Below are 13,889 nucleotides of genomic sequence, written 5' to 3'. Positions count from 1 at the left end.
AACTATTATTTATTTTGCTTCTCAAATTCTTTAGGAGTCATACCGTATTGAGTCTGAAACAATTTAATAAAATAAGACGGTGAATTAATTCCCACCAGATAACAAATTTCATTAATTCGGTATTTACCCTCTTGTATCAATTCGGCTGCTTTTTGGAGACGTACAAATCGTATAAAATCGGTGGGAGTAGAATCCATTGTACCCTTTATTTTCCGATGCAGACTCGATCGGCTCATATAGATTAAATCGGCTAGCCGCTCGACATTAAAGTTAGGATCGGTTATATTTTCATTGATTATATCAATAATCTTATTCAAAAAATGCTCGTCGGCTTTACTCATTCCTGTTTGCTGAATCGGTAAGAACGGTTTCCTTAAGAACAATTCTATCTCCCGTTTCCTGTTGTTCAACAACGAGGTCAACAAGGTTTGCAGGTAATGAAACGAGAACGGTTTTTCTACATACGCATCCGCACCCAGTTCAAGCCCTTGTATTTTGCTCGGAAGATCGTTTCGGGCAGTTAACAAAACAACAATTATATGGCTGTATTCTATTTCTGATTTTATAAAACGGCACAATTCAAACCCATCCATTTGGGGCATCATCACATCCGTTATCACAATATCAATACTTTTCTGGCTTAATATCTTCTGAGCCTCTACACCATTGGTTGCACGCTCTACAATAAATTTATCTCTCAATTTATCGGCAACAAAATTGAGCATCTCCATATTATCTTCTACAATAAGAATAGTTTTCGTGTTCTTTATTTCATGGAATTGTCTGCCATTATCATATTCAAGCGGAATAAGATTTACTTCGCTATCAGTTTCCTCCATCTCGAAATCTATATCGTGATAAAGCGGAATTTTAAGCGTAAATGTATTCAATCCCGATTGCGAACTATAGAACAAATATCCACTGTGAAGTTCTGCCAACGAACGAGCCAAAGACAAACCGATACCCGAACCAGAAGTTTCCTTTCGAGCCGTTTTCACTTGAAAGAAAGGCTCAAATATCCGTTCTTTTAAATCATCGGGAACTATTGCTCCATCGTTGCTTACTTCGAGCGTAAAATATTTTTCATCGGTACTAAAACGAATATCGATTGCTTTATCCGAATACTTAATTGCATTTGAAAACAGATTGCTGAATATTTTTGATAAGCCTTCTTTATCGGCTATTACGATTGTATGCTCATCACTTAGTGAATGCAAATGGATAGTCCTTTTTAAAGACAAAGCTTGTTGCTCGAATCGAGATATAATGTCTTTACATAATAGAGTAATATCAACTTCCCTAAAAGTCAATAAGAATTTATTACTATCTACTTTTCTAAAATCGAGCAACTGATTTATTAAGGTTAGCAAGTGCTTAGTGTTTTGTTCTATAATACTAAGATTGTGCTTAATTTCTGTACTCTGAATATCCATTTCGAGAATAGATTCCAAAGGTCCGTTAATAAGAGTAACTGGGGTGCGTATTTCATGAGCAATATCGGTAAAGAAGTCAACCTTAGCCTCATACAACTCTTTTTCTTTCTCTATTTCAAATAATCTTTGTCGCTCGTTATTCCTCTTTTTATATTTTTTCATCGAGAATCTCAAAACTATATAAGACAGCAGAACAAACAAAAGCAGATAAATAAAGTAAGCAATATTTGAAGCCCACCAAGGAGGTAGAATTTCTATTTGAATAGATGCTCCCGTTTCATTCCACACACCATCATTATTCGAACCTTTCACCATAAAGGTGTATTTTCCCGGAGGTAATTTTGCATAAGTTGCACTCCGGTTTTTAGTGGTGTAACTCCAATCCTTGTCTATATCCTCCATCTTATAGGCATATACATTTGCATGAGGGGCCGTATAACTAAGGGAAACAAAATCGAAACTAATATTCGACTGATTATAGTCTAATACTATCTTGTCGGTATGCACTATACTTTTCACCAAAGGCGAATCTCCTGTGCCGGGCACTATCTCTTTATTAAAAACAGATAATCTAGTAATATAAACCGGCGGAACAAATTGATTTTCTTTAAACTCTTCGGGCTTAAAAGCGATCAATCCTTCCAAACTGCCAAAATAAAGTTTCCCCGAACTACTTACAAGTCCCGATTTATAATTGAACTGATTTGATAAAAGCCCATCATTCTGAGTAAATACTTTTACCACTTTGGTTTCAGGATTAAATCTCACTAATCCTTGATTAGTACCAAACCACAGATTATAATATTTATCTTCCAATATTTTGTAAGCAATATCATCGGGGAGCCCGTCTTTGACCGAATAAGTTCTAAATTGTTTATCTTTCTTATTAAAGACACAAATGCCTCCCCTATCTGTTGAAAACCAAATCTGCCCCAAGTGATCTTCGGTTATACTACTTACCGAATTAGAACTCAGGTCGTTCTCTCCTCCAACTTCATAATGATTTAATATGCCCCGATCTTGGTCGTACTGATAAACACCATTTCCCATAGTGGCAACCCAAATATAGCCTTCGGAATCTTCGAGCAAATCATATGTATAATTGAGTCCAAATATATCCATTCGTCTGAACTTCATTTCATTTTTCTCAGCCATAAATATCCCCCAAGCATTTCCCAGCCATATTTTTCCGTACCTGTCTTCGCACAAAGCGTAGATACTTTCTTCATTCAAGCCTAACTCTTTGTCCGAAAAATGGATTACTTTATTTTGATTCTGAATATCTATAATATCGAGATTATGCTTAAAATACCCCACCCATACTTTAGCGTCCTGAACGAGTAAAGCCAACGTCTTTTTATAAAATAGATTATCTATATTTTTAAATTTTCGTTGTTGAGGATTGAACAAGGCAATACCAGCATCTTCTGTCCCAATCCAGATATTACCGCGTGAGTCTTCACGCATCTCACGCACCCTTTTAGACACCAAAGAATTAGATTCGCTTAAAGGGAAATACTTTTCGAACTTGTTATTGCGGTTTGGTAAGTAATTGACTCCTCCGAAGTTTGTACCTATCCAGATACCACCTTCTTTGTCCTTGTAGATTTTTTCGACAATATTATCAGACAATGCATGCGAGTTAAGAGCTTCTTCTTTTGCATGCTCTACTGTTCGTGTTTTCTCATTGAGAACATATAGTCCCGATTGTGTACCTACCCAAATTTCATCATCATTTAAGATCGTAACATGTCTAATTATTTTATAATTCACCTCAGGAAAAGGCAAATCCATCACTATATTTTTACGTTTATCTAATTTAACTAACTTACCCTCATGAATACCCACAATCAGATAGTCTCCCGAGTGACATATCGTATATATATTCTTACCAAGCAACGACTCGCCTCCCTCTTTATCTCCCAGATACTCAATAAAAGAATCGTTCTCTTTATTATACAAGAAAAGTCCCGAGCCATTTGTACCAATCCACACACGACCACTCTTTTCAACAGCAATACATTGCGGATTACTAATACTGGGACGAAGTTCTTTTACTACCGTATATAAAAAAAGCTTATTAGATGCCCTGTTGTATTTAAATACACCTTGATTTGGGACCACAATCCAAATATTATTATCTAAGTCCTGTTGAATATCTGCTATCCATTGAGTTATACCTACGCCCTGCGCAGTCTTAACTTCAAACGAGCTGAACTTTTCGGTGATAGGATCAAAAATAAAGATTCCATTATCAGTTCCCACCCACATTTTTTTATCAACATCTTCGAACAGAGACGAGATATTATTGTTTCTTTTCTTAGTCTTTTGATCATTGCAATCAAAAACCTTCAAAGTTATCCCGTCATATCGGTTTAATTTATTTCTGGTACCAAACCACATAAAGCCATAACTATCTTGAATGATAGATTTGACATTGTTGTGAGACAAGTTCATTTCTCCGTCAATGATCGAGAAATAATAATCAGAAGGAACGACCTTTGTAGGGAAATACAGTAAAAAAATCAGAATTATAAATATGCGATTCATATTGAAGCTATGGTATGAAATAGGATATAGCAAATATAACAAATGTTCCAGTTACAATTGTCGCAATAAATACAACATATGTCCCACAGTAGACTCAGAAAGCTAATTTTGCGACAGATATTACACTTTTTGGATAAATTAAGACCACCTCCTTATTGCTTTAAGGTATACATTTGCTTTTGCCGAAAAATCAATATTTAATAATATACATGAAAGAATTATAATACCTAAAGCTTCGATTTCTAATACCAAAATAAGAAAGCTTCCCGTATTTATCAGGATTCCAAAATTGTATTTAAACGACTTGCTAAGCATAGTGCTTTGAATAAGCATGTCTTATTATCTGGGAACGACTGTTAACTAATTCCATACTATAAAAAAACTTAAACATCTATTTTATGAATAAGAAAACAAGCATTTGTTTTAAACAAAAGATGGCACTATTATGTATGCTATTCTTTATGTCAGCACTCACAGCTTTTGCTCAGAATTTCACAGCAAATGGAGTTATAATTGATAGTTCCACAAAGGAGACTCTGCCTGGAGTTTCTATTACAGTAAGAGGAACCACAATAGGAACAATATCTGATCTGGATGGAAAATTCTCCTTATCAGTACCACAAAACGGAACCTTGGTATTTTCGTATCTGGGTTATAAAACCTTAGAAATAAGAGCAACTAATGGTGTAGGTAATATTAGCCTAGAGCCTTTATCGTTTGCCATTGACGACGTAATCGTAGTAGGTACACGAATGAAAAAAAGCGACCTCACAGGTGCTGTAGGTGGTATAACTAAGGAACAACTACAAGAAATACCTACAACAGATTTAACGACGGCTATGCAAGGTAAAGTTCCGGGACTTAATATCTCACGAACAAACGCTGCTCCGGGTAGTGATATATCAATGAAAATTCGTGGAACAAACTCCATATCATATGGCACTAACCCTGTATTTGTTATTGATGGTATTGTAGCAGAAGAAGGTCTTAGACTTATAAACCCTGATGAAATTGCATCGATCGAAGTATTGAAGGATGCCTCATCAACAGCCCTTTACGGATCTAAGGCTTCTAATGGTGTAGTAGTTATAACTACCAAAAGAGGTCAAAAAGGAGAAGGTAAAGTTTCTTACAGTGGCTTTGTAACCACAAGCAGATTCCAAAACAGATTAAAAACTCTGAACGCTTTCGAGACCATGAATGTCCGTAAAGATGCATATGCCAATGCATATATGGACGCTAATCCAAACGCAGATAGAAATGCATACATTAACGATTTCGTATTTGGTACAGATAAAGTATTCTCTCCTGAAGAACTTGAAAACGGTATGAACAACCGCACATCTGATTGGATTGACGAGCTTACCCGCACAGGTATAGAACAAAATCACTCTCTAAACTTCTCGGGAGGTTCCGAAAATTCTACCTATTTCTTAGGATTCTCTTACTCTAATAACGAGGGTATACTTCAAAACTCATCTTACGAGAGATTTAATGGTAGAATCAATTTCGAAACTCAGGTTAAACCGTGGTTGAAAGTAGGTACAAACACAAGTGTATCAAGAGGTACAAAAAATAGATTGGATGATAATGCTTATGAAACGGCTCTATTAGGAAACAGATTACAAACTATTGATACAGATAGACTTTATATGTACTATCAAGGAATTGCCCAAATGGGAATGTACAATCCAATCCTGACAAAATCTATAGACAGTAAGGAAATACATGATCGTGTACTGACTGCAAACTACATGGAGATAAACCCAATCAAAAATCTATATCTACGTACTACCCTTTCGGCAGATATATATAATAAACAAGACAGCAAATATACACCTAGTTATATCGGACAGTCGATCAGAGATACCAATAACGGAATAGGATGGCAATGGAGAGGTCAGACCAAATATTACCAATGGGATAACTCGGTAAGCTACGAAAAAACTTTTGCTAAGAAACATCGTGTATTCGGTTTACTAAGTTCTAGTATCTCAAAAAGCAGAAGTAATAACATCGAGATGACGGGATACAACTATCCAACTGATGCCCTTAGCTATAAAAACATGGGAATGGCAGCAGATAAAGAAAGAAATAGTATGGGCTCAGATTACAAGACCAATACACTTGTATCTGTAATTGCACGTGCCAACTATTCTTACGAATATAAATATCTACTTACTGCTACCGTAAGACGCGATGGCAGCTCAAAATTTGCAAATGAAAATCAATGGGGAACATTTCCATCCGTATCGGCTGCATGGACTATATCAGAAGAATCGTTTATGGAGAATGCCGATTGGTTGAATTTATTGAAACTAAGAGTAGGTTATGGAGTATTAGGAAATCAGAACATACCTGAATATGGATTCTTAACTATATACTCTCCTAATTATAGTAATGGGGAAATAGGCTTTGTACCCGAGGATGGCAGATTTGGAAATAGTAACATCAAATGGGAAAAACAAAAACAATGGAACTTTGGTATAGATGCAACAGTTTGGAATGACAGAATCTCTATGTCTGCTGATATGTTCTTCATGAAAAACAGCGATCTGCTGATGAGAATGAGCATGTGGCCTTCATTTGGATACAGCTACCAAATTGCGAATATTGCAGAATTAGAAAACAAAGGTGTTGAATTCAGTTTCAATGCACTATTGGTTAAATCAAAAGATTTCAAATGGAATGTAAGCGGTAATATTGCTCATGACCAAAATAAAATAACCAAACTATACGGAGGTGTAGATGTACTTTGGAATGGTGGTAATACTATGTCTCGCGATGGAAACTTATTTGTAGGTAAACCACTAAATACTATTTATGGATTCCAAGTAGACCGATTGGCTCAAGAGTCGGATATGGCAATGGTAAACGGTTGGACATCTATTTACAACAACTTGGTAGTTAGACCAGGCGATTTACTTCCGGTAGATTTGGATGGTGATGGAAAAATCACAGCAGAAAACGACATGAAAGTGCTAGGAAACAGTAACCCTAAATTTTATGGCGGATTTTCAACCAATCTTAATTACAAACAACTTGTTTTAGATGCAGTATTTGTTTATTCGTATGGAGCCAAGAAAACAGACTGGGTATACGAGCGAACAATGGATGGTACAGCCACTATAGGACCAGCCCATGAAGAAATGCTGAAACGCTGGACTCCTGAAAACACCAATACAAGTATTCCTCGTGCGTATCGTGGTGACGGAACAAGTCGATTTGGCTACGGTAACACCAGTTACGGACTTATGGATGCTTCATTCTTACGTTGTGCAGCCTTGACGTTAACCTACAACTTCCCTAAAACATTAGTTGGTAAAGCTTTTGATCACCTCAGTGTCAATGCCTCCGGTAACAACCTGTTTATTGTAACTCCTTACAAAGGTTATGATCCTGAGTCGGGACAAGGATACCCATTGACCAGAAGTTTCACTTTTGGCTTAAATCTAACTTTCTAACTATACCTCTAATACATAAAATACAATAGCAATATGAAAATAAATAAGATACTATCCATATTTATGGTGGGCATAGCTTTATTCACCACCTCATGTTCTGATTTTCTAGATCAAGATCCGGAATCAAAGCTATCGGAGGACAAAATATTCTCTAATGTAAATACAACTAATGCATATGTATTAGGATTATATAACTCGTGGCGCAATGGTCATAAAGGACGTGTAGACACTTACCTCGGAACAGATGAAGCTGTGGTAGGAGGGTTTCAATACGACGATATAGACAGACGCGGGCTCGACACATATTCGGAAGGGATGAATAGTACTAACGGAAGAATCAGGGGCATCTGGACAAATCGTTACGAAGTAATTTCGCGTGCAGCTCCTGCTATCGCCAATCTAAAAAAACGCCAAGATTCAGGCAACGACGAATTAAACAGATTATTAGGAGAAGCTTGTTTTCTTCGTGCTCAAAACAATTGGGAACTAGCTATGCTGTTCGGTCCGATACCTCTTATCGATCATAATAACCTAGACTTTGGCGGATTTCGTCAACCACTCAATGTTGTTTTCGCAAATATAGAAGAAGACCTATTGATCGCAGAAAAATACTTGCCAGAACCGGGTGAGGTTGCAAATCCAGGGCGTGTAAGCAAAGCTTTAGCACAAGCCTTTTTAGGAAAACTATACTTGTATGCACCCGAAAGTTCAGGATATCGCGATTACGCAAAGGCTGCAGAGCATTTCAAAAAAGTAGTAGACAATCCCTATTTTGGAGGAACAGGAGCTACAAACTTCCTTATTATATTTGATGCTTACTCTGAAAGTTCAGCAGATTATAGAAAAGAAATGGTTTATGCATTTCAATACAATGTAGGTTCACCCAACAATTCTGCAACACAATGGGAACTAGGTTCTCGTGCTGTTGCAAATATGACTCCCGATTTAGGCGAAGCAATGGCTCCATGGAGCGGATTTGATGGTATGATGCCATCTAAATATTGCTATAAACCAACCTCCGAAGGTGGTGTTTGGGAAGAAGGAGATGTACGCAAAAACGAAAGTGTACGCTACGATTTCAGATGGAGCAAGTACACTCCTAACTTGAACGGATATGCTTGGGGTGACGAACTTGAGCCTCACATCAAGAAATATGAAGACCCTCGTACCGTAGACAAAGGTTTAAGCACATACCACAGTGGTAAGAGTATACCCTTCGTTCGCTTTGCAGATGTGGTACTTTGCTATGCAGAATGTCTTTATATGACAGGCAAACAAGCGGAAGGAATCAACTTGATCAACAATGTCGTTCGTAAACGTGCATTCGGAGGAACTCTACCTGCTGACAAAGCATGGTCTACAGGAATGGGTAAAGAAGAATTCATCACTAAACTAATGGACGAGCGTATGCGGGAACTGTGTTTTGAAGGATGGCGTAAGTTTGACTTACTTAGAACCGGTCTTGTAAAACAATATGCCGAAAAGAGAAACAGATGGCTTGTTGGAGGCACTTTCACTAACAGCTTTGGCGATACCAAAGAGTTAGGCGCACCCAAAACAATACAAGAATATAAGCTTCTTTGGCCTATTCCATTGGATGAGTTAAGACAAAATCCAGACTTGACAGAAAGTGATCAAAACCCCGGATATACCACAAACTAAAACAAATAAGACATGATGGCTAATCATATAAAGAAAAGTCTGATATTATTTATTTGCACGAGTTGCCTATGCCTTTCGGCATGGGCTTCTCCTGCCTCCGAAAATAAAGATATTAGTTATGGAAAGTGGAAAATTGCCTACAAAGGTGATACCCGAAAAGTAAATTTTGTTCGTGACGGAAACAACGTGCTTACAGATGTATATGTAAAAGCCAAAGCTGGAAATGATACTATTAATAGTTTCGAATACTCTGATGTCACATTATCAAAAGAAACGGTTTCAGATGTTTTCGGATCTGGCGAAAAATATACCCTAAGTTACTCAGGTCTTGCAGGGAAACCATCATTGCTTCAGATATTTTATTTTTACAGTGGTCGTGATTACTTTCTAACCGAAGCACGAATTATTTCTGATACCGAAACATCTAGTAATTATATAGCTCCTGTATATACAACAGCAGAGAATACTTTTTTACCTGCTGACAACAGTAACAGAGCACTACGTGTGCCCTTCGATAATGATGGCTTTGTACATTATTTGTCGTCACCTTTAACTCTATCAGATGTATCTTTTGAAGTAACATCGATATTCAATGGAAGAAACCGCAAAGGGTTAGTAATAGGATCAGTAGAGCATGATACTTGGAAAACAGGTATAAAATATACAGGAAAGGACAACAAGTCTATAACTAAACTCGAATGTTATGGAGGTATTACTCATGAATTAACTAGAGATATAAGTTCCGATGTAAACAAACCTTCGAAAGAACACGGTAGTATAAAAGGAAAAGACCTTAAGTCGCCTAAAATACTTATCGGACTGTTTGACGACTGGCGTAGAGGTATGGAACAATTTGGAGAAGCAAATGCTTTGATAGCACCTCCCCGCAAATGGGATGGAGGAACACCTTTTGGTTGGAATAGTTGGGCAGGAATGGTTCAATATGTAAATCCGGAGGGAGTAAATGATGTTTCGAACTTCATCAAAACTCAGTTACAACCAAACAATTTTGAGAATGACAATACAGTCTATATAGGATTAGACTCGTGGTGGAACGAAAATTTCACAGAAAACGAGCTCCGTCTTTTTGTAGAACACTGCAAAGCTAACGGACAAAAAGCAGGAATATACTGGGGGCCTTTCTCTGAATGGGGAGGAAACGGAGAGCGTTATGTAGAAGGAACAAGTGGAGAATATCAATACAAAGACATATATCTGTATGCAGATGGTCGTCCTCGTAAAATCGAATCATGGGCTTTAGACCCAACCCATCCGGGAACAAAGATTCTGATTGATTTTTATGTAAAGAAGTTTAAGTCTTTTGGTTTCACTTACATCAAACTCGATTTCATAAACAGTGGTATCCTCGAAGCCGATTCGTTTTACAACCCCAAAGTAACAACGGGAGTACAGGCTTACAATGAAGGTATGAAATATCTTTCCGATGCATGCGGCGACGATATGTTTCTAGCCCTGTCTATTGCACCTACTTTCCCTGCACAATACGGAACATCTAAACGTATAAGTTGCGATACATGGGGGGCGATGACCGAAGGTGAATACGGAACGACGGGCTATATGCTTAATAGCCTTTCTTTCGGTTGGTGGCTCGATAGAGTATATCCTTTCAATGATGCCGATCACATTCTGCTTTATAATCCCGATGAAGCTAATGACTACAAAGATGGTTCTAACAGAGCCCGTGTAACCTCGGCAGTTATTACCGGCATATATATGTTAGGAGATAATCTTAGCCTGAAAGGTAGCCATCAAGGCAATTATAATGCTAGAGTAAAAAATAAAGCATTTGTTACCAATAAAGACATAAACGATATAGCTCGTATGGGCAAATCGTTTTATCCAGTAGAAGGATATACAGCCGCTGCCCCAGGTAAGGCTGAAACTTTATATATGCTAGAAACAGATGCTTATCTCTATTTTGTAGCCTTCAATTTTGATGCTTCTCAGATAAAAAAAGGAGACATCGAATTATCAAGACTAGGAATATCATCTGATGGAATAAATGAAATAAAAGAGCTATGGTCGGGTACCGTTTCTCAAGCAAATGGAGAGAAATTAGCTTATACTGTAGCACCTCAGGATGTTTCTGTTTATCGTATCAAGAAAGGAAGTGGAAATCCTAGCGGAATAGGGCAAAACCAGGTGAAAAAATCGTTGACCAGCTATGTAGAAAACAACTCGAAGTTATACCTCAAGAGTGAGAAAGCCATGAAAAACATACAGATATTATCTGTTGACGGCAGAATTATAACCAAGAGAAGAGTTGACAACGAAACCGATTATCAGTTTGCCGTTAACTCCTTTCCAACCGGTGTATATATCGTTTTGGTTGAAACCATAGATGGCGAGAAACTTCAAGATAGGTTTATCAAATAAAACCTCCAACTATTTATTGCTTTTCTGTAACTTGTAGGTCAAATAATAATTTGCCTTATAGATAGATACCGTAGAGGGTGGATACTATTCACCCCCTATAAATCATTAACTATTTTATAATACTTATTATGAAGATTTCATTAATAACTGCTTTTTTACTCTTCTTAGTATCGGCTAATGTGTTTAGTCAGAAAAAGGAAATCATAGAGGTATCAACTAACGATCAGTCTATGGTTTTCAGTGCAACAGCCAACGATAAGGTTATCTTTATGTATTGGGGCGAAAAGATAAATGACGCTTCATCATTCCTCAATAAGAGATTCAAAGGACAACCCGATACGGATCAAGATTTTGCTCCACAGCTGTATCCTGCTTACGGAGGACGCTACTATCTGAATCCTGCACTAAAGCTGACACATACCGATGGAGTTTTAACCACCGAACTGGTATATACAGGCTCTAAGAAAAAAGTTTTAGATGCAAACAGAACAGAAACTGTTATCAGTCTTAAAGATAAGTTATATCCCATCTTTGTAGATATTCATTTTGTTACCTATGCCAAAGAAAATATCATAAGCCAATCGGTAACTATATCTCACAAAGAAAAAGGCAATATAAAAGTAGAAAATATAGCATCGTCATATATTCCACTTCATGCAGAATCGTATTACCTGACGCATTTTCACGGAACTTGGGCAGCAGAAATGCAAATGGAAGAAGAAAGACTTACACATGGTGTAAAAGTAATAGAATCGAAAAAAGGAGTAAGAGCTACTCAAGCCGAAAATCCATCTTTCCTTCTATCAGTAAATGGTCCTTCTTATGAAGATTTCGGTGAGGTGTATGCTGGATCATTAGCATGGTCGGGCAATTATAAACTGTCTTTCGAATTAGATGAAACAGGAACTCTTAATATTATTAGCGGATTGAATCCTTTTGCTGCAACTCATACTCTAAAACCTCAAGAAGAATTCAAAACACCCGAAATGATATTAGCATATAGTGCCAATGGTAAAGGTCAAATTTCAAGAAACTACCACGATTGGTCTCGTAAATATGCACTTGCACACGGCGATATTGCACGTCCAATTATATTGAATAGTTGGGAGGGTGCCTATTTCAATTTTGATGAGGCAACAATTACCAACATGATTGATGACGCTGCAAAATTCGGTGTAGAAATGTTTGTTCTGGATGATGGATGGTTTGGCAATAAATATCCTCGTAATGGCGACAATGCAGGACTTGGGGACTGGCAAGTAAACAAAACCAAAATACCTAGGGGTATCAATTATTTGGCAGACTATGCAGTAAGCAAAGGTATAAAATTCGGTATATGGATAGAACCTGAAATGGTAAATCCTGATAGTGAATTGGCACACAAGCATCCCGAATGGATTGTAAAAAGCGGCAAACGCGATATTCTGCCTATGCGTAACCAATGGTTATTGGATTTAAGTAATCCTAAAGTACAAGATTTTGTATATAATACATTTGACGAAGTAGTCTCTATGTCTCCAAACATTAGCTATATTAAATGGGATGCTAACAGACATGTGGATAATGTAGGTTCGGAATACTTATCGAAAGACGAACAAACTCATTTCTGGTACGAATACGTAAAAGGATTATACAATGTATATGAAAGAATCAGAGCTAAATATCCAAATATCGAAATACAATTGTGCTCTTCGGGTGGAGGTCGTGTTGAGTTTGGTGCTTTAAAATACCATGACGAATTTTGGGCTAGCGACAATACAAATGCGCTGGATCGTATCTATATTCAGTACGGAACAAACCTGTTCTTCCCATCTATAGCTACTGCTTCTCATGTATCTACAAGTCCTAACCATCAAACGGGTATGATGATTCCTCTGAAATTCCGTTTCGATGTTGCTATGTCAGGACGTTTAGGTATGGAACTTCAACCGAAAGATATTACAGGCGACGAATATGAGTTTGCTAAAAAAGCAATTGAAAGCTACAAACAAGTAAGACCCATTATCCACTTCGGAGATTTGTATCGTTTGATTTCTCCTTACGATGGCAATTCGTGGGCATCTCATATGTATGTATCTAAAGACAAAAAACAATCAGTATTCTTTGCATATAGTCTCAAATATCATGGACGTACTACATTCTTCGAAACTAAATTAAATGGTTTAGATCCGAATAAGAATTATAAGATTACCGAATTGAATATGACTTCCGATCACTCGTCATTCTCTGGAAATGGAGAGGTTTTCAGTGGTGATTATCTGATGAAAGCCGGAATCATTTTAAATATAGGTAATCCGTTTGATAGTACAGTATTGCTGATAAGTGAGCAATAAGATCAACCTTATTACTGCTTTGCTAAGTATGTCAAAATATCTTAGCTCAC

General features: G+C 37.2%; 5 protein-coding genes. 4 read left to right on the top strand and 1 reads right to left on the bottom strand.

The genetic code is table 11. The features are described 5' to 3' along the window. Window positions 1-5: 5 nt before the first annotated feature. Window positions 6-3,983, bottom strand: coding sequence for a hybrid sensor histidine kinase/response regulator transcription factor (locus IR022_RS05775; RefSeq protein WP_194202983.1), 3,978 nt, complete (start codon window positions 3,981-3,983; stop codon window positions 6-8). A 398-nt stretch (window positions 3,984-4,381) separates the two neighbouring features. Here IR022_RS05775 and IR022_RS05770 point away from each other — a divergent pair, with 398 nt between their 5' ends. The 4 genes from IR022_RS05770 to IR022_RS05755 all read left to right on the top strand — a co-directional run bounded on the left by IR022_RS05770 (window position 4,382) and on the right by IR022_RS05755 (window position 13,839). Continuing rightward, window positions 4,382-7,447 (top strand): SusC/RagA family TonB-linked outer membrane protein, encoded by a 3,066-nt coding sequence (locus IR022_RS05770; RefSeq protein ID WP_082204113.1) that lies wholly within the window; start codon window positions 4,382-4,384, stop codon window positions 7,445-7,447. Between the two features lie 33 nt (window positions 7,448-7,480). Further along, complete coding sequence (locus IR022_RS05765) at window positions 7,481-9,109, top strand: RagB/SusD family nutrient uptake outer membrane protein (protein WP_194202982.1); 1,629 nt, start codon at window positions 7,481-7,483, stop codon at window positions 9,107-9,109. Between the two features lie 12 nt (window positions 9,110-9,121). Continuing rightward, complete coding sequence (locus IR022_RS05760; RefSeq protein WP_194202981.1) at window positions 9,122-11,506, top strand: hypothetical protein; 2,385 nt, start codon at window positions 9,122-9,124, stop codon at window positions 11,504-11,506. Window positions 11,507-11,634: 128 nt separating this feature from the next. Further along, complete coding sequence (locus IR022_RS05755) at window positions 11,635-13,839, top strand: alpha-galactosidase (RefSeq protein WP_194202980.1); 2,205 nt, start codon at window positions 11,635-11,637, stop codon at window positions 13,837-13,839. Window positions 13,840-13,889: the final 50 nt, after the last annotated feature.

The sequence above is a fragment of the Dysgonomonas sp. GY617 genome (assembly GCF_015233815.1).
Lineage (GTDB): Bacteria > Bacteroidota > Bacteroidia > Bacteroidales > Dysgonomonadaceae > Dysgonomonas_A.
Note: the sequence above shows the minus strand (reverse complement) of the source record. Positions and strands in the feature narration are given on the sequence as shown.